The organism is Nostoc sp. FACHB-152 (assembly GCF_014697475.1).
Taxonomy (GTDB): domain Bacteria; phylum Cyanobacteriota; class Cyanobacteriia; order Cyanobacteriales; family Nostocaceae; genus Nostoc_B.
On record NZ_JACJRV010000024.1, the window covers coordinates 25,269 to 43,897 of the forward strand.

The 18,629-nt window shown below is 40.8% G+C and carries 18 protein-coding genes and 1 pseudogene; 11 read left to right on the forward strand and 8 right to left on the reverse strand.

From position 1 onward, the window contains the following. Positions 1 to 190: 190 nt before the first annotated feature. Entirely contained in the window at positions 191 to 388 is a 198-nt protein-coding gene (locus H6G76_RS17750) for a hypothetical protein (protein WP_190703232.1), read from the forward strand. Between the two features lie 189 nt (positions 389 to 577). Beyond that, on the forward strand, positions 578 to 1,102 hold the full coding sequence (locus H6G76_RS17755; RefSeq protein ID WP_190703234.1) for a pentapeptide repeat-containing protein: 525 nt from the start codon (positions 578 to 580) through the stop codon (positions 1,100 to 1,102). 247 nt (positions 1,103 to 1,349) lie between these two features. On the opposite strand, the pseudogene H6G76_RS17760 reads toward H6G76_RS17755, so the two are convergent. Then, positions 1,350 to 1,688 (reverse strand): annotated as a pseudogene (locus tag H6G76_RS17760) (protein kinase); the annotation flags it as partial. A 286-nt stretch (positions 1,689 to 1,974) separates the two neighbouring features. On the opposite strand from H6G76_RS17760, the gene H6G76_RS17765 reads away from it, so the two are divergent. Next, on the forward strand, positions 1,975 to 2,595 hold the full coding sequence (locus H6G76_RS17765; protein WP_190703242.1) for a glutathione S-transferase family protein: 621 nt from the start codon (positions 1,975 to 1,977) through the stop codon (positions 2,593 to 2,595). Between the two features lie 180 nt (positions 2,596 to 2,775). On the opposite strand, the gene H6G76_RS17770 is transcribed toward H6G76_RS17765, so the two are convergent. Beyond that, positions 2,776 to 2,973 (reverse strand): hypothetical protein, encoded by a 198-nt coding sequence (locus H6G76_RS17770; RefSeq protein ID WP_190703245.1) that lies wholly within the window; start codon positions 2,971 to 2,973, stop codon positions 2,776 to 2,778. A gap of 284 nt (positions 2,974 to 3,257) precedes the next feature. Between H6G76_RS17770 and H6G76_RS17775 the strand changes: the two genes are divergently transcribed. Further along, entirely contained in the window at positions 3,258 to 4,559 is a 1,302-nt protein-coding gene (locus H6G76_RS17775; RefSeq protein WP_190703249.1) for a hypothetical protein, read from the forward strand. Between the two features lie 143 nt (positions 4,560 to 4,702). Then, the gene (locus H6G76_RS17780) at positions 4,703 to 5,908 is read left to right on the forward strand and encodes a glutathione S-transferase family protein (protein WP_190703251.1); all 1,206 of its coding nucleotides are present in this window, start codon (positions 4,703 to 4,705) and stop codon (positions 5,906 to 5,908) included. 340 nt (positions 5,909 to 6,248) lie between these two features. Here the strand turns inward: H6G76_RS17780 and H6G76_RS17785 are convergent, their stop codons facing one another. After that, a complete protein-coding gene (locus H6G76_RS17785) occupies positions 6,249 to 6,593 on the reverse strand; it encodes a hypothetical protein (protein WP_190703254.1) in 345 nt (114 codons plus the stop codon). Between the two features lie 494 nt (positions 6,594 to 7,087). Between H6G76_RS17785 and H6G76_RS17790 the strand changes: the two genes are divergently transcribed. Beyond that, positions 7,088 to 7,741 carry a DUF938 domain-containing protein gene (locus tag H6G76_RS17790; RefSeq protein WP_190703256.1) on the forward strand — a complete coding sequence of 218 codons (654 nt, stop codon included), beginning with the start codon at positions 7,088 to 7,090 and terminating at the stop codon, positions 7,739 to 7,741. Between the two features lie 116 nt (positions 7,742 to 7,857). Here H6G76_RS17790 and H6G76_RS17795 read toward each other — a convergent pair whose 3' ends face one another. Together H6G76_RS17795 and H6G76_RS17800 are read right to left on the reverse strand one after the other, a co-directional pair. Continuing rightward, positions 7,858 to 8,022, reverse strand: a complete 165-nt coding sequence (locus H6G76_RS17795; RefSeq protein ID WP_190703259.1) for a hypothetical protein — start codon at positions 8,020 to 8,022, stop codon at positions 7,858 to 7,860. An 87-nt stretch (positions 8,023 to 8,109) separates the two neighbouring features. Beyond that, on the reverse strand, positions 8,110 to 8,547 hold the full coding sequence (locus tag H6G76_RS17800; RefSeq protein ID WP_190703260.1) for a hypothetical protein: 438 nt from the start codon (positions 8,545 to 8,547) through the stop codon (positions 8,110 to 8,112). Positions 8,548 to 8,917: 370 nt separating this feature from the next. On the opposite strand from H6G76_RS17800, the gene H6G76_RS17805 reads away from it, so the two are divergent. The 4 genes from H6G76_RS17805 (at position 8,918) to H6G76_RS17820 (ending at position 13,483) form a co-directional block, all read left to right on the forward strand. After that, positions 8,918 to 9,262 carry a hypothetical protein gene (locus tag H6G76_RS17805; protein ID WP_190703262.1) on the forward strand — a complete coding sequence of 115 codons (345 nt, stop codon included), beginning with the start codon at positions 8,918 to 8,920 and terminating at the stop codon, positions 9,260 to 9,262. Positions 9,263 to 9,322: 60 nt separating this feature from the next. Then, entirely contained in the window at positions 9,323 to 11,458 is a 2,136-nt protein-coding gene (locus H6G76_RS17810; protein ID WP_190703265.1) for a pentapeptide repeat-containing protein, read from the forward strand. A gap of 222 nt (positions 11,459 to 11,680) precedes the next feature. After that, positions 11,681 to 12,178, forward strand: a complete 498-nt coding sequence (locus tag H6G76_RS17815; RefSeq protein WP_190703268.1) for a hypothetical protein — start codon at positions 11,681 to 11,683, stop codon at positions 12,176 to 12,178. Positions 12,179 to 12,673: 495 nt separating this feature from the next. Beyond that, positions 12,674 to 13,483, forward strand: a complete 810-nt coding sequence (locus tag H6G76_RS17820; RefSeq protein WP_190703271.1) for an SDR family oxidoreductase — start codon at positions 12,674 to 12,676, stop codon at positions 13,481 to 13,483. Between the two features lie 50 nt (positions 13,484 to 13,533). Here H6G76_RS17820 and H6G76_RS17825 read toward each other — a convergent pair whose 3' ends face one another. Both H6G76_RS17825 and H6G76_RS17830 read right to left on the reverse strand, forming a co-directional pair. Next, positions 13,534 to 14,376, reverse strand: coding sequence for a cyanophycinase (locus tag H6G76_RS17825; RefSeq protein ID WP_190703274.1), 843 nt, complete (start codon positions 14,374 to 14,376; stop codon positions 13,534 to 13,536). 494 nt (positions 14,377 to 14,870) lie between these two features. Further along, positions 14,871 to 15,074 carry a hypothetical protein gene (locus H6G76_RS17830; RefSeq protein WP_190703277.1) on the reverse strand — a complete coding sequence of 68 codons (204 nt, stop codon included), beginning with the start codon at positions 15,072 to 15,074 and terminating at the stop codon, positions 14,871 to 14,873. 461 nt (positions 15,075 to 15,535) lie between these two features. Here H6G76_RS17830 and H6G76_RS17835 point away from each other — a divergent pair, with 461 nt between their 5' ends. After that, positions 15,536 to 17,446: an acetate--CoA ligase family protein gene (locus H6G76_RS17835; RefSeq protein ID WP_190703279.1), complete on the forward strand. Its 1,911-nt coding sequence runs from the start codon at positions 15,536 to 15,538 to the stop codon at positions 17,444 to 17,446. A gap of 127 nt (positions 17,447 to 17,573) precedes the next feature. Here the strand turns inward: H6G76_RS17835 and H6G76_RS17840 are convergent, their stop codons facing one another. Further along, on the reverse strand, positions 17,574 to 18,617 hold the full coding sequence (locus H6G76_RS17840; RefSeq protein WP_190703282.1) for a 3-deoxy-7-phosphoheptulonate synthase: 1,044 nt from the start codon (positions 18,615 to 18,617) through the stop codon (positions 17,574 to 17,576). Positions 18,618 to 18,629 lie beyond the last annotated feature (12 nt).

Below are 18,629 nucleotides of genomic sequence, written 5' to 3' on the forward strand. Positions count from 1 at the left end.
CCCTGATTTTGCACCCCAGGAAAATTGCGGCAACTTAGGCAAGCTATATCTACACCCATAGGTGAAAAAGCTAGCACACCATTTATTGCTTAGGTAAGAGGTTTATTTAGCCTCTAATGCATCATGCTAGCAGAATACAATTCCATGTAAACATCGCGTACTCAACCAGTAATAATTTGAGGTCATAACTATGAATAATATCCAAGAAAAAGACATAGTGAGACTAACCCGTAATGTAAATCATGAATTGCAGCAAGGTTTAGTAGGAATAGTCTTACAGTGCCATCAAAACTATTTTGATGTGCAGTTTCCGCTTCAAGGTAAAAGCCTTTATGCTCAACTTCCTGTACAAGATGTCGAGTTTTTAATGGGAAGTAAGATGAAATAGCATAAGTCTACTTTATCTTCATACCATGTCTGGTTGATCATTGGTAATTTGATGCATCTGTGCAGAAACAGCAAAACCCCCTCCTCTGCTCTTTTGCTGACTGAAAAGCCTGTCACCGGACAAAATATTTCAGATGCTAGAGTGCTACTCGGCTAAAAAGTGCAATGTCAATTCATAGGAGACAAAGGCATGAGGCTAGATGAACTATTAGCACTATACGAAAACGGCACCAGAGATTTTACGGGAGTTAACCTCAGTGAAGCATCCTTAGAAGGAGCTAACCTGAGTGGAATAATTCTAGACAGAGCTATTTTGGATGGAGCAGAGTTAAGTAAAGTTAATTTCAGTAAAGCTAGCTTAATTGAGGCTGACTTAAATGGTGCTAATTTAACGCAAGCAGATCTGACAGATGCAAATTTGAGTGGAGCTATTCTGGATGGTGCAATTTTAGCAGAAGCTATCTTGGATGGTGCTAATTTGAATCACGCAGACTTAACAATAGCTAAGTTGATTGGTGCTTCTCTCAGTGAAGCTGAACTACAAGAGGCTAACCTGAAAGGAGTTTCATTAAATGAAGCAGATCTCAGCCATGCTGATTTAGCAAGAGCAGATTTAACCCAAGCAGATCTCAGCCAAGCCGAATTGAACGACATTAATTTGGATCAAGCTAATCTGGATCAGACAAATTTAGAAGGTACGATTTTAGAACCGTAGTATGATTGGCTAATGCGATCGCCTGCAATCCTATTTAAGATTCAAACAAAACGAATAAGTTTGGAAATCAAATAGGATTGCTATAGTTCTTTTAACTGCTACTAGAAGCCTTCATCTTCTTTTCTGCTCATCATAACTGTCTAAGGTTTAAACTTGAGTTCAGAACCTTTAAACCTCGTCACCTGTGCATACATAAACCCCTGGTTGGCCTCATAAGCATCAGAACCACGATAGGGTTCTGCAAGAAAGCGATCGCAATTTGTAAAAATTTTTGTAAAGACACTTCATCATGATTTTTGGCGAAATAATCTTGTAAAGATATTCCGCCAAAGTCTTCCATCACCAATACATAGGAATTTTGGAACGGTTCCAGACTGTAAGTTGGGATGATTCCAGGGTTGTTAAGATTTTTGGCAATGGTGTATTGATTGCGAAATTGTATTAGTTCGCTAAAGCTAGGATAAGGATTCTTTAGTAGTTTAATAACTACAGATAAGGAGTCAATCTCTCGAATCGCTCGATAAACTACTGTTCTCGACCCATTATAAAGTTCTTCAGTCAAGCAATACCCTGAAATAATAAGCATACTAACTGTATGGTCACGTAAATGTAAGTAGACTTAGTATTCGCAGAGACATCAGAATATTTCATCAACAGAGAAAAAATATTTAAAACTGAAATGTCATCTCATGTCCGGCTGATCAGTTATGATTCGATCTATGCAGAAATCAACAAAACGGTAAAGTCTGCAAACACACAGTTGCGCCAGTGTCTCCCCTACCTCAAAATTAGATGAACCTTGAGACGATGGGATAAAAGCGATTTTTTGCTGAAGACTCTTGCTATAACAGAGATGGAAATGGAGATATCTGATGAAGAGAATATTGTACTATCATCAACAATCAAATTTTGCCCGAAAAATTCGCATATTGTTAACTGAGAAAGTTTTAGATTGTGAATTCAAAGAAGTTAATTTGTTAAATAAACCTCCTGAATTTCTCAAAATTTCTCCTATTGGTAAAGTACCTGTGTTTGTGGAAGAAGATAGTACAGTTATTTGGGATTCTACTTTAATTGCAGAGTATTTAGATGAAACCTATCCACAACCTAGATTTTACCCAAGTAATACTCGCCAACGGCTTGAGTGTCGAAAATGGGAAGAATTAGCAGATAATTTAGGTGATAATGTTATCAACTTATGGGTACTAAATTTGACTAATAATTTAGCCCCGACTCGTTATCGGACAAAATTAGAAACGTCCATTACTCGCCTTTTAGAAGTTTTCGAGGAACAATTAGCCCAGTCTCAATACTTATTAGGTAATGACACCTGGACAGCAGCAGATATAGCAGCATTATGTTCTGTGGGTTACTATAGCTTTCGCTTAAATGAAGATTGGGTTTTGCAGTATCCTAATTTAGCAACTTGGTTTCATCAATTACACAAGCGTGAGTCAGTCAATTCAACTATTCCTATACCTTTGAAAAATTAAATATTAATGTCTACTCCGCTTCCTGCCATCCCTCAATAGAAGCCAGCAGAATATTTACTAAAGGATGGTCGATTAACTTCTTATACCAATTCTTTAAAATGAGGCAACAGATGGAAACCAGGAAAGTCATAATGGAGCTAGATTTCTTAATTGCGTTAGCGAGCCTGCGATAGCGAAGCGTTAGCGACGCAGGAGCGTCGCGTCATTGCGAATTGCAAATTGCGAATTGGTATTAAATGCTTCCGTTCCCCCAGCTTTTAACGCACCTATCACACGTGCTTTCAATGTTGGGTTACTCTCAATCTCATCCACAGCTTTAGCTACAACGCTACCGCAATTAAAAAACTTAGATACAGCAAAGCTTTCAGGGGTTGACATCTGGCTCAGATTTTTCGTGAAATGGGATAATTGAAGATTTAAATCATGCTTTGTTGTCGTTTTTTGCTTTGGTCTAGAATTTCACACTGAATAGATGTAGCGATCGCAAAAAAGATAAGCTAGAAAAGTGAAGAACTATCACGTGTTTTGTGTTGAGCCGGTAGGAATGTGATGAAGTTGCACAATATATAAGAGTGCAAATCCCGGTCGCATCAATAACCTACTTGCAACCAACACACTTGTGATAGCGATAACGCTCTGATTCAACCCCAATGGATAGCTAAATGCAGATACAGCCTCCTCCAGAAAAATTTCTCTCGACACTATTGGAAATCCGAAATTATTACGCGCCACTGGTAGATAAGTACGGAAAATTATATCGAGAAGCATTAGATAACTTAACTCACGTCCAAGCGTTATTGTCGAACTGGGCTTTGCAAGAAGAAGCGAGCAGTCAGGGCTTTAGCCAGCAAGGAAGAGAAGAAATATTAACGTTGCCTACCCAACAAAATACCAATGGCACTCACCCGGAAGTATCAAAAACTGAGCCGAAATTAGTAGCATCAAATGATACTGAACTACCAAAACAAAACAATATAACAACAGCAGGTATATCTTCTCAGAACCAAGTAAGCCTGATAGAAGAAAACTTGTCTCATGGTAGTAGCCTAGATGTTTCTCCAGATGAAAACGAATCTGATGAGGCTGATAATTTTGAGGAAATACTAGCCATAAACGCTGAAGTTAATGCTACCAAAGAAACTAACACCAAAGACGACACTGACAATGCTCTAAGAGCCACAAGAGAATTAGCCCAACCTAGCACTAGTGAGTCATCACCTCAAGAAGATAAACCAAGAGTTACCGCGTCTACCAAGCAAAAAGAAACCACCATTGCGCCAGACAAATCATTATATGGGCAAGATATTCCCATGCTGGGTGAGTATCAGTCTCTAAAACGCATCGAAGCGGTAGAAAAACTGTTACAGCAGCATAAAGGTAGTGTATGTCATATTGATTTTGTGGTGCGATCGCTGTATGGGGAATTAGAACCGAAAGCTTGGAAAGTAGTCAAAGGTAGAGTTCAATCAACACTAACTCAAGGCAGAGAAAGTGGAAAATGGTCGCTCGTTCCCGGTAAACCTGGCTACTACACTATAGATTTGAAATTACTCAACTCGTCGCGCAAGGGTAGTTCTTCTAAAAACAGCCAAACGAAAAACGAAAAACCCCAGACCGAGGTACAAGCAAATATCAGCACTGAAAGTTCTTCTAAACAAGGTCAAACTCAATCCAAAAAACCAGACCCACAGGCGAAAGCTAATGCTATTCCCCTGAAAGAAGAGTTTGAAGGGAAATTTCTGATTGATGCAATTACTTTGCTGCTGCAACAAAATCCGAGAAAGGTTTTTGATTCCGGGGAAGTTATTCACCGATTGTATGGAGAACTTCAGCCAGAGCAAGTCAAACAAGTTAAACCTGCCGTACTAAATGAATTGTCACGGGGTTTTCGCACAGGACGATTCTCCAGAGTGCCAGAAGAAAAAGGACTGTATATTTGGGATACTAAGTGGCTACCAGACTAACAACAAGCGCGCAATTAAGAAAGCCAACTTGTACAAGGGGTTCTTAACAAACCCTGCGGGAAGTCCCTAGATAGTTGTAGCCCAAATTCAAAATATTGTAGAGTCAAGAAAAGTTCTAAGTATTGCCCTGCAAAACTCACTCTATGACTACCGCACCCTTAAGTTGGCAAGAACTAGAATCTCTTGCCAACTATCAAATAGATACTGTTAATGGTCTCACCAACGCTAAAGCTAGGTTGCGCTTGTTTGGTCAGCCAGAATCTGAAGTGCGGGTAACACTATACCGCGATAACCATGCTTGGTGTCCTTACTGTCAAAAAGTTTGGTTATGGCTAGAAGAAAAACAGATCCCCTACCGCGTCGAAAAAGTGACAATGTTCTGCTATGGGGAGAAAGAAAGTTGGTACAAACGTAAGGTACCATCAGGAATGCTGCCAGCGATTGAGTTAGATGGACGAATTATTAAAGAAAGCGATGACATTTTGATCGCTTTGGAAAAGGTTTTTGGGACATTGAGCCAAGGAATGGAAGACCGCACAGTGCTGCCTCTACGCCAATTAGAACGACTTTTATTTAGAGCTTGGTGCGCTTGGCTGTGTTATCCGGTAATTTCCGCTCAACAAGAAAAACGCAACCGAGAGCAATTTATTACAGTGGTGGCGAAGGTTGAGGAGGCTCTGGGACGCACCCCAAGCCCTTATTTTCTAGATAGCTTCGGCATCGTCGATGTCATTTTTACGCCATATCTCGAACGGATGAATGCGAGCCTTTACTATTACAAGGGCTACTCACTGCGAGAGGAAAATCCTCGTTTGAGCGCATGGTTTGCGGCAATGGAAAGCCGATCTACCTACTGCGGTACCCAGAGTGACTTTCACACCCACGTACATGATTTGCCGCCCCAAATGGGGGGCTGTTGGGAAAATGGCGAAACCCAGATGCTTATAAATAAAGAGCGGGTGAATAATGGCCCCTGGTTTGGACTACCAGATGTGAGTTATCCAGAACCCGAAACCTCCCGCATGGAAGCTCTTCAAAGAACTATCGAGCATCGCATCAATATTATTCGCGTCAACCCCGCAGATGATAGATTGTTTGATCAAGCTCTACGTTGTGCTTTAACACACATGATGACCGGGGAGGACTGTATACCTCCATCGGGATCTGATGTCGCCCTACGATATCTGCGCGATCGCATTAATGTACCGCGAGATATGTCCATCTACGCAGCCAAGCGATTGAGGGAATCACTGGAAAAAACCGCAGCCCTTGTAGGCAATGGACAGCCAGATCCTATTCCCACTCAGCATCGACGAGATCAAGACCCGTCTAACTTTGCCATCAAGTAGGATTTAGGCACCCGTATTAGCAGATAACTGTTAACTAGGAAAATTAACAGTTATCTTGGTTTCCAGCTTTGACCAACTTACCCCAATACGTTTCGGATAAGGATTTTGAACTCAGAATTGGTTTGGGGAAAAGGTTAAACCAATTCGCAATTCGCTTTTTCCGTGTTTTAACGGGGATTTATACCAATTCGCAATCCGCAATTAAAAAACTTAGATGCAGTAAAGCTTTGGGAGTTTACATCTGTATCAGATTTTTAGTGAAATGGTATTAGACCCCGCCACAACACTTGCGGCTTGATAGAGCCGGGTACTGAAACCCCTACATTTTGTTAATGCCCCTTTAAGCTGTTTCATCCATCAGATTAAAGCCCCAAATTTTCAAAACCGCGATCGCTATTTCCCTATCTACACCTTCATAAGCCTCCCATTCAGACGGGTGATCTTTAGGATGTCCATCGCCTACATTACCTGCAATTTTGATCACTGGAACACCAGCCAAGCGATCGCGTTCCATCCCCTTTGGAAGGGCTAGTTGGAGTTTGCGACCTACAAACTTCGATGCACTAGAATTAGCTATAGATTCACGAATTAAACAAATATCACCAGCAATTCCCCACGTAGTCTGGTAAATGTGGAGAAACGAGATATAAGTTTCTGGTTTGATGGATCTTTTGAAAACTTGCACTAGCTGTAATCCTTACAAAGTCGCTCTTGATTTAAGAATTTTATGCAAATACTAAGTAGAACTGCGTAAATATTTGTAGTTAGAACAAAGCGGGAGGTAGGCGGTAGCCGAGCCTGTCATGAGTGTGGCTCTTCGCGCACTTCGTCTTTAAAAGAGAAAGGCGCAGTCGAGGTGAGGTAGCTATGCGGGAGAAAAGAGGGTTTGAGCTTAATTAACTGTTCTTAACGGGGTTTAATTTTTCCCTTCTACTTACCTCACTTTAAAAGATCGTTTTTTAATTCTCTTTATAACTCTAGCTTTAATTAGCTGCGAGTGCCTGAAACTGCACCCCAGAACTAAAAAACTACAACAAATTCAGATTTTTTAACAGCAAAACTGCACTTTTTAGTTATCTGTTATACATATAAAAAACAAGTATCGAAACCCAAATTTTTAGAGTACAGCTTAAATGCTAATTAGGTCTAGGATGAAATCAGGTAGTAAAAGCGATACAGATGACATCACAAGACGCAAGACAATATGCAGCAGCCACCGAGCGCAACCGCGAACCAATTTTAGAAATACTGTTAAAGGTATTGCCTAAGAGTGGCACAATTTTAGAAATTGCTAGTGGTACAGGCGAACACGCAGTTTATTTTGCCGATAAGTTCAAAGATTGTGTATGGCTACCAACAGATCTCAACCCACAAGCAAGAGCCAGTATCGTGGCATGGACTGAACACCATAAATGTACAAATGTGTATCCGCCCCTGGAGCTTGATGTCAGAGAAACAGTATGGATAGTAGAGAACCAAACAGCAACCGGGTTGTTGAATAGCTTACCAATTGTCGCCATAGTCAATATCAACATGATTCATATTTCACCGTGGGCAGCTTGTTTGGGACTAATGGCAGGGGCGGGTCGGATATTGCCTGTGGGTGGTATCCTCTACTTATATGGGCCTTTTAAACAAGGTGGAGAACATACAGCCGCAAGTAATGCAGCTTTTGACGAATATTTACGCGCTCAGAACCCTCTATGGGGAGTGCGTAACTTAGATGATGTAGTCGCAGCAGCTAGGGCAGAGCATTTAACTCTCAAGCAGACTTACCAAATGCCAGCAAATAATCTTTCGGTAGTGTTTGAACGGACTGCAAAAACAAGATGAAATTTTTCTGCGTCCTCCGACGGCAGCATATCATCAGCTTCTCCCCACAAAATTAGCGTTGATTGATCAACTTTGGCATGGTTCCAAAGTGGCATTTCTTGATGCAGCATTGCACATTAGTTTAAGGGAGCTTTAACTTTATTAATAAACTGTTGATAATTACCTTGAACAATTGATTGGGCTTCTATTTTCGCAGGTTTGATATCGGATGAGAGTCCATAACTAGGAAGACAAAATCCTGTTAGCAAGATTAAAAGTAAAGAAGTTCTCAAATTTTTCATAACTTGAATATAGGACTAGTATGAGATTTTAAAAAAATCAGTACATTATTACTTGCCTTCTTTTCTATTGCCTATTGCCTATTGCCTTTATTTAGGTTGCTTTTGTTGTGAAATCGAGAGGGTACAATCATACTGGTGCTTGGATAACTCGCCAATATATAGTGAGTAATCTCCAGGTTTCCAGAAACCTGAAAATTCTGCTTTATTACCTGAGTAACTATCGGCTAAAACGCAGAAGCGGCCCCCTGGCCCGTCAATTAGCAAGGTTGGTTGACCGGGGCTGTCAACAGTTAATCGCAAATAAGGTATTGACTTTGTAACCCGAATAATTTGACTGGGTTGGTCGGAAATGTTACCACAATTACTGTGGACATTTCCTCCAGATTTGCCATTTAAAACTAGCGGATCTGATTTTAAGTTGGTTGAGATGTCGATAGATGATACTTCTGCTAAGTTGGGCTGGATATATATCATACTCAGTAATGTAGCAGTGACCACAGATTTCAATAGCCTCAGCGTCTTCATACTAACTAATGCTCCCGACTATTTTTAAAGCAATATTGATATAAATAATCTGAGTTATTAGACGATCGCAATCCCTCGGTGTTCCTGAAATGGTCGTATAAAATTTTATATTTAAGTTTATCGCTATATGGTTAAATATGAACAAAAGATGAAGTAACTAGTTCTGTATACACAGGAAATAGGTGCAGGTAATCAAAAAACCCTATATTAGGCAACACCTAAGTGCAAGAATAAAAGATTGATTTTTATTGACAAGATTTAAGCCTTGTAACCACAAAACATTAGTTAAAATCACAAGCACAACCGGATAAAAGTTCGGATGTGTTCGGTTAGATGTTGAACAAATGTTATAGCAGAGGTAGAAAAGCTGATGAATCCTCAACCGGAAGAAAACTTGCAGCAACGGCTGCAAAAGCTAGAGGCAGAGATTAATTCCCAGAATGTAGACACTGGAAATACAAAAGAAACGAGACAGCAATCTCAGCCTAATTTTCTCAACTTTAACTCTTACTTGACGCGATCGCAGCTCTGGTTGAAAAGTTTATCTGGGACAGGCAAGCTGGTAGTTGTGGGCGTAACAGTGCTATTAGGTTTGGCAGTGTTGCAAGCAGTGCTGAAACTCGTTACCTCTGCAATTAGTCTGGCAGTCTTGGCAGGGTTGGTGTATCTTGGATACAAATTTTTTGTCTCTGGTAGCTTTTCTAATAAGCAATAGCACTCTTATATTAACCAAGCCAGAAATGGCAAAAAAATAAACTTTAAAGGAAATTATTCAATGGCAACCCCAATTGTGAGGAGTAATGATAGTCAACCTAATAAGTCAAAAGCACCGACAAAAGCCAATTCACTGCCGCTAGTCACTAGACGCTTTGCGGCTTGGGCAGCTGAAATCACACTGGTGGCTACCAGTGGGTTGGTTCCTTTTGGACTGGGTGCTTATATCAATTCGCGAAGCGACATCAACCGTGTACCGCTTAACCCAGTACTAGTAGTCACAGAAAGAGCGATCGCGCGACCTTTGGCTTTACCTGTTAGCTACGGCATTCGTAATGTTGCTTGGCCGACTAATTACTTATGGATGTTAGCTTTAATTACACCTGTAACTTTGTCATGGTGGCAATTATATTTATTGGCTAAAACTGGCAGCACCCTGCCTAAACGCTGGTTTGGAGTGCGGGTGATCAACGATCAAGGTAAACCTCCTGGTTTAGGCGTAGCCATAGCACGAGAAGGAATTGGCAAATTGTCTGTGCCAGTTTCTATCGCCCATATTCTCTGGCGGTACAGCTTTGCCTTTCCTAACTTAGGTTTGTTTACGTTTTTGGCAGTGTTGATGGTGCTAGGAGAAAGTTTAGCTTTGCCATCGCGCCAAGGTCGTCGCGCCTTGCATGATTGGATAGCTGGTACTGATGCTGTTGATGCGACTCGTCCAACTGGGCGGGGTGCATTAGCAAAAACCAATGAAACTCAACCCGCAGCAACCGAAGCACCGACACCAATAGCGTCCACTGAAACCAAGTTGCCCACATTGTGGCGAAGGCTGCGGCAAAACTCAAACCTGTCTTTGTTTGTCATCACACTTGCCAGTATGACTGCGGTGTTGGCTACTTTAATTGGTACTCAAGTCTATATCCAAACTCAGCAAGGCCAACGGACAACCAACCAAATCAACAGCCAAAAGTTTTTGGAACTGGTGAAACAATTAAGTCCCAACTCTGGGGCTTCTGTTGAAGAGCGTCAAAGCACAATTTTGGCGATGGGTAGTCTCAATGATCAGCAATCAAGTCAATTTTTGACCGATTTGCTAGTTAATGAAACTAATCCCGCGCTGTTAGATACCATTCAACAAGCTTTGACAACCGTCGGAATTCCAGCCATCCCGGAATTAAAAAAGAAAAATCAGATTCTGGCGAATGAATTGGAATCAGTTTCTAGTAGCGCACCTCAAGAGCGAGAATTGCGACAACGGCGATTACAACTCAATCAGCAGACTATCAACAAAATTTTGAGTGTTTATAGTGGCAAAATTGCTGGTATTGACTTAAATAGAACTAATTTGAGCCAAAGTCGGACTGCGGGAGGTTCTAACTTTAACTTGGTGTTAGAAAATACTGATTTGTCAGGCGTGAGGTTAAAGTCGGCAAATCTTAACCAAGCCAGTTTCAAAGGTAGCCGCTTCCGCAGTGTAGGTGAAGATAAACGCTGGGATACTTATGATGATACGATCGCTGACTTAAGTCAAGCCCAACTCAAACAAGCTAATCTTACCGATGCTAACCTGAGTCGAGTGTCGCTGACTGGTACTGATTTAAGTCGTGCTACTCTCAACCGAGCTAATCTTGCAAATGCCCGTCTAATTGGTGCTAACCTCAGCAGCGCCCAACTTGTAGGTGCTGATTTGCGAAATGCAGTTTTAGAAAATGCCAGCTTGACTGGAGCCGATTTAGGTGATGCCAAGTTAAACGAAGCGAATCTGTATGCAGCGCGTCTAGGACGTGTAATTGCGATCGGTACACAATTATCATTTGCTGACTTAACTAAAACCGATTGGCAAGCTTCAGACTTATCTGGAGCATACTTAGATCGGGCAAATTTGAGCAATGCGAATCTCAGTGCTACGCGCTTAACTGGTGCGATTTTACGTTCAGCCAAATTAGAAAACGCTGACTTACGCAACTCCGACCTTAGTTTTGCAGACTTACGGGGAGCAAACGTTGCTGGAGCCGATTTTAAAGATGCAATTCTAGCTCCTAACAAACAAGACCCCGCAGATCAATTTGTGCAAACTCCCGACACTGGAACGGTTTCGGCTGTAGTCCAAGGCGTTGATTTTTCCCAAGCAAAAAATTTAGATGCCAAACAACTAGCTTACATTTGTACGCAAGGTGGCATTCATCCGCGTTGCCCGTAAAATTTAGATGGGGAGAAAGGATAAATTTATTACCTAACTCCTCACTAATTAAATCAGTGAACAGTTAACAGTTAACAGTTATCATGGCGTATGGTGTTACATTGCAACGCACCAAATTATGGTGAACTCTAACTTAAAGATTAATACATTCACTGTTTACTGATAACTGCTTTACTGATAACTGTTAAGCATAATCTAAATTACAGTGTGAGGAGTCAGGTGATGCGTTATCTTCCTTATGTAGGAACAATTGTGGTAGCTAGTGCTTTGAGCCTGACTACAGGCTCTCAATCAGCACAAGCTCAAGTAGCCTATGGTAGCTATGTTGGTGTCGGCCCAACAGTCGGACTAAGTGATGGTATCCAAATCGGGGGAGTTGTTGCTTTTCGCTATAAACTTTTGGAAGCACCAATTTCTTTTCGCGCCCAAGCATTAATTGGTAACAATACTGCTGTTGTACCCACTGTTTCTTACGATGTGCCGCTTAACTGGCAAACAGATGCTTATTTGGGAGCAGGCCTAGTGTTAGCTGGTGGTAATGCTGATAATGCTTCTCCTGTAGGTAACAAGATTAGTTTTGCTTTACAGCCAGGAATCGATTATGTTGTTCCCAATAGCAACACTGTACTTTTTGGCAACGCCATCATTGCTTTTGATGCCTACCGTGACGGTGGTGGTGCAGCTGTGGCTGTGCAAGGGGGCGTGGGCTTGAGATTTTAATTTTCGCTTGCCAGACTAGTAAACAGGTAATGAAACTAATTCCCCGAAAAATTTTTTCAACTTTTCCGGAATCAGTCTCCGTGCAGTGGTATTACTTATCAGTAAAGCGATTTATACAGAAACTCTATATTTAATTTTCGGGGAATATATCCCCACTGCCTAAATCAAAAGCCCGGCCATTATGGCCGGGCTTTTGAGTTTAAAGATAAGGGGTTTGGGGGTATAGGGGTGTAGGTGTTCAAAACCTTACACCCTTATACCCCAATACAGTTCAGTTAAGGCTAACAACCTAGACTAGTGTAGGTTGGGTGGAAGAATGGAACCCAACATTCACACATACTTTGTTGGGTTGCGCTATCGCTACACCCAACCTACTATTCTCTTAACTCTGTCACCTGTCCCCTATCGCCTGTTACCTACAATATCTCCCTAGGGAAGCAAACAGCCTGTTCTATATTTTGAGTAGATTAGCAATACCATCCTAGGAAAATATTTATGAGTACTGAAGATTTGGTGCTAGTTGTAGGTGCTACTGGTGGAGTAGGTCAGCTAGTAGTAGGTAATCTGCTAGAAAAGAATATGAGAGTGCGCGTTCTCACACGCAATGCAGCTAAAGCACAAAAGATGTTTGAGGGTAAGGTAGAAATAGCTGTTGGTGATATCCGCGAGTCAAATACTCTCCCGGCTGCAATGCCAAATGTAACTCACATTATCTGTTGTACTGGCACTACTGCCTTTCCCTCGGCTAGATGGGAGTTTGACCCGCAGCCAAACTTTTTTGAATGGGGACAAATTTTTCTTGACCGCGAATATCGGGAAGCAAAGGCAAAAAATACGCCTGCAAAAGTAGATGCTGAAGGTGTGGCTAATTTAGTAGCAGCTGCACCCCGCAATTTGCAGCGATTTGTTTTTGTGTCTTCTTGTGGTGTTCACCGCAAGGATAAATTTCCTTTTAGTGTGTTGAATGGGTTTGGGGTGTTGGATGCAAAAGAACGGGGAGAAAATGCGATCGCCGCTTCGGGATTACCCTACACTATAATTCGCCCAGGTCGTTTGATTGATGGGCCGTTTACTTCCTACGACCTCAACACTCTTCTTAAAGCAACTACTGGCGGTAAATTAGGTGTAGTTTTAGGTCAAGGCGACACCCTTACAGGAGATACCAGCCGCATTGATGTCGCCACCGCTTGTGTCGAATCAATTTTCTCCCCATCCACCACAGGGAAAGCATTTGAAATCGTCAACCAAGGCACAAGACCGCCTGTGATTGACTGGGAGGCACTTTTTTCGCAGTTAAAGCAATAACGCCAACTTTACGCCAAGGTGCGAAGCTTCTGCATCTTGGCGTGATAAATTTAGCCGACTCCCACAGCTTCACTAGCTACAACACCAGTATTCAAAATTGGTTGACGAGTTTTGAGATCAAATTTGTAACCATGTGGCAAAATGTGTAGCTTCGCGCCGCAAATTGCTAGAGGTTCATCTCTAAGAATTTGGTCTGCGTTGTTATGGGTAGACTCAGATTCATCGACGATTGTGACAGAACCTTCACCAATAACTTCAATTTGATCATCGGTTATAGCGATCGCCGTATTCTCATCAATCCCAAATCCTAACACCGCAGGTTCACGCACTAATGCTGTAATCAAACGTCCTAAGCGTCCACGTTGCAAGAAATGTTGGTCAATCACTACCCCAGGTAGAAAACCAAGACCTGGCCCCATTTCTACAATTTCCATCCGTGGGGTGCTTTGAGAATCACCTTCAACAATCATTTTATCGGGCATTACGGCAGCACCAGCACTTGTCCCGGCAACTACTGCACCTTCCGCATACCTTTGATGAATAGCCTGGTCGATTTCTGTATCTTTGAGGATGCTAGTAATTCGCGCTTGGTCTCCGCCAGTAAAAAATATACCTGTTGCTTTATTGATAGCTTCTAAAGCAGTGGATGATTTTGCATCATCACGAGTTTCTGTATCAACAATCCGAGCATTTTCTGCCCCTAGACGTTCAAAAACTCTAATATAATTTTCTCCTACTTCTCTGGGTAGTTCTGTTGCCGCAGTCATAATCACAATATTCGCTTTTGTACCTCCAGCGCGGCGCACAAACTCCCGCAGAATTTGGCAGTCTCCCTCTTTATCTTCCGCTCCCCCAATAATTACTAACTGCCGTTTAATTGTACCGTCTGCCATAATGCCTCCCGGATAACCGGATATGAATTAATTTATATGCAATTTTCACTAAACCATGACAATTCCACTGTGGAAATCAGTCATTTGGCTGATTAAGATTGCAGAATATGAAGTTAAAAGATATATACATTTGTGAGCATATAAAAAGAAATATTTTTTCTACATAACTCATATTTAATTTTTGACAAAAAATCAGTATGCCTTTATTCCTTCTTTCCTGTTGCCTATTGCATTTCTACATAAGTCAATAATTAAATCGGATGCCTATAAAATTCAGTTGATAGTGTTTTGTAATTTATTTTGCAGAATTACAAAATACTATCAACTAATAATATTTGATATACCTTCTCAACTAGAGAAACATATCATTAACCTGTTTTTATTTTGAGTAACAGGTAAAAGCACAAGATAAAAAGTGCTATTAATTGATTTTGTTATTGGCTCTATCCCCAGGAATTTAGGTCTTTGAAACTACACATTTAACGGAAAAATTTCTACTGCTGCTGAATTTTATTAAGCAAGTTAACTAAGAATAAACGTGCTTGGTCAAGCGGCAAATGGCGTGGTTTTCCCTGATATACAATTTGAAATTCGTTGATATCTGGGCCATCTCCATAGCCAGAAATTAGCTTACAGTGAAAAGCGTCCTCTGCGAGTTGCCTAACTTCATCTCTAAGAGGAGCTTTAGTATTATTCATGTTTAGCTGTCTCCTCGAAACACTATTTTTATACTTATATAGTTTTTTGCCAGCTAGATCACCTTTCAAAGGTTATATTTTTATCGTCACTGTTTACGTGTAGAATGCTATTGAATTTCCTTAACCTCATAGGGCTTTGATTATGCCCTGCGATAGTTGAAAATACCTAAGATTATAATTAGGGTGAAGCTAACGAGGTTAACCAATTTTGGATTTTGGATTTACGATTTTGGAATAACTCCGACCACTCTAGGTAGGGGCTTAATGATTTAAAATTAAATATTTTTGATTTGTGCTGCCCACAACAGAGGAGTAGGAACCAAAAAATCTAAAATCCATAGTCAAGGACAAAGTTACTGCTTTACCAAGATAATTTGAATCAATCTACAATAATTGATTGAGTCTAAGCAACCACAAATTAAAGCCGAAATTTCAGGGTGTTTAGCAAAGGTTGAGAATCAATGATTCAAGAAAGAACTACTGATTTAGTCCGGGTTAATGCCAGAAGAACCGATGTGTTTGATGTTTTCAACTTTCAGCATTACACCGGGCCTAACCCCTATTTAGATAGAGGCTCATTAGTATTTGATTTTGCACTGACTGGGTATGGAGAACCTTTGCCCATTGAAGATTATATTGCCAGTATTAGCGATCGCTATCCCCATCTAGGCAACGAAAATTACGAATCCTACGCCCATCTGTTCGCGCGCACTGCGTCAGAAATGGGCAAACTAGAAATGGATTTACATCTCACCCACTGGAACCTCAAGCTATACGACAAGTTTGCGCGGATTAGTATTCAATCACTCCATCCCCGCACAACCAGAGCAATGGTTTACTGTGTTTGGGACTGGTTTGAAGCCATCAGCCAAGACGAAGATTTTCTGTTTGACGAGCAGTTAGTCAATTTACAACGTAGATTCCGCGATTCTGTGTATGGCGGCCCTACTGTCTACGCCTTATTACGCACCGCCGACGAAAAAGGTATTCCCGCCTTTTATCTCTGGGACGAAGGACTGATGCAATACGGCTGGGGCAAAAAACTGATTCGAGGTGTAGCCACCACCTTTGACTGTGATAGCCATATTGATTCTGACTTCACCACCCGCAAGGATGACTGTAAAGACTTTTTGGGTAATTTAGGCTTCCCAGTTCCTCAAGGTGAAATTGTCAGTTCGGAAAAAGAAGCCTTAATAGCAGCTAGAGAAATTGGCTACCCTGTGGCTGTTAAACCTGTGGTAGGCCACAAAGGAATTGGTGTCACCGCAGAAGTTCAAGACTCTTATGAGTTAGAATCTGCCTACGGTCGCGCTTTAGCAGCAATACCAGAAAACCAAGCCACACGCATAATTGTCGAAAAAAGCATTTCCGGTAAAGATTTTCGCTTGTTATGTGTCAACGGTCGATTCGTCGCTGCGACAGAACGCCGTCCCGCATCGGTAACAGGCGATGGTTATTCCACCATTGATGAGTTAATTCGCCAAGAAAATCGCAAACCTGAACGTTTAGATTCTCCCACCTCACCAATGAGCAAAATTCAAATTGATGAGGCGATGGAATTATATCTTGAGGAACAACGTTTATCCTTAAGAAGTGTTCTAGAAAAAGGTCGAACTATCTATCTGCGTAAAGTTGCCAATCTTTCAGCTGGCGGTGTTAGTGTTAATGCCACCAATACAATTCATGATGATAATATTATCTTGGCTCAAGATATTGCTCAATACTTTCGCCTAACTTGCCTTGGCATTGATGTCATAACAGAAGATTTATCCCAATCTTGGAAAAAAGGCAACTTTGCGATCTTAGAAATTAATGCTGCACCAGGTGTTTTAATGCATCTTAACCCGGCAATTGGTGAAAGTGTTGATGTCCCATCGCGGATATTAGAAACTTTTTTTGAGTCTGGTATTGATGCTAGAATTCCAATCATTACCTTTAATAAAGTTTCAGTTCAAGAACTACAAACAACAATTGACCATATTTTGTTACAACATCCCGAATGGACAATAGGCGCAGTCTGTCATGATGGTGTTTTTGTAAACCGCTCCCAAAAGATTTTACGCCCAGATTACAACAGTAATGTCCAAAGTTTATTGCGGAATCCCAAATTAGATTTACTGATTGCTGAGTATGACTCAGAAACTTTAGAATCAGAGGGAATGTTCTACCAAGGTAGTAACATCGTCATTTTAGATAATCCCACTGAATCCGAAATGATGTTGGTGCGTGATTTAGTTGATGGTTCAACAGTAGTGATTAAGAAAGACAAGGATGTTTCTATTAAGCGCAAGGGATTAATTGAAGATTACACCTTAGGAGAAGATGAACCATTTACAAGGGTTTATCTGAAAGAGATCGGTACAATTTTGTAATCTTTTAGAAAACAAGGCAATAGGCAACAGTAAAGTAGCTTACTATCTTGGCAAGAAAACCTTAAAATTAAAAGACTTTCAAGCCTATTCTCTATTCCCTATTGCCTATTGCCTATTCCCTAGTCTACTATCTCAATCTTTCATGTGCTGCCAAAATAATTCTTTCTGTTTCTTCCCAACTAATACATTTATCAGTAACAGAAACCCCATATTTTAATTCTTCTGGTTTGCAATTTAATGGTTGGTTCCCTTCATAAAGATGGGATTCTAACATCATGCCAACTATTGATGTATTGCCATCAACTATTTGCTGAATCACGTCTTCAAATACTTTAGACTGCAATCTGTAATCTTTATTGGTATTACCATGACTACAGTCAACAACAATTCTTGGCGGTAAGTTTGACTCTTTTAATTTATCTTCTATTAGTTTGACATTAGCAGCATCGTAGTTAGGCTGATTACCACCGCGTAAGATAACATGACCGTAGGGATTACCTCTAGTTTGAAATACGCTTACCTGTCCTTTGTTATTAATTCCTAAAAAATTATGTGGGCTTTTAGCTGAGTGGAGAGCATTTAAAGCTACTTGAATATTACCATCTGTGCCATTTTTAAAGCCGACAGGCATAGAAAGTCCACTAGACATTTCCCGGTGAGTTTGTGATTCTGTGGTTCTGGCTCCAATAGCAGACCATGTAATTAGTTCACTAATATATTGCGGTATGATCGGATCTAATGCTTCTGTACCAGCAGGTAATTCTAATTCAGTAATTTTTAATAGTAGGCTTCTGGCAGTTAATAAACCTTTTTCAACATGGAAAGAATCATCCATATCAGGGTCATTAATTAATCCTTTCCACCCTACCGTTGTTCTGGGTTTTTCAAAATAAACCCTCATAATTAATAAGAGTTTATCTTTGACTTTTTCAGCTAAGACTTTTAACTTTTGGGCATATTCTATTGCGGCTTTTGTGTCGTGGATAGAACAGGGGCCAACAACAATAAATTTTCTACTGTCTTGAAAATCTAAAATATGTTCTAGTTGCTGTCTATATTTTAAAACTGTATATTCTGCCGATTTAGTTATAGGAACTCTTGTCTTAACGTCATGAGGCGTTAATAAGATGTGAGAACTTTTGATGTTAGTATTAGATAATTGGTTGTGCATGGAGCAAATATG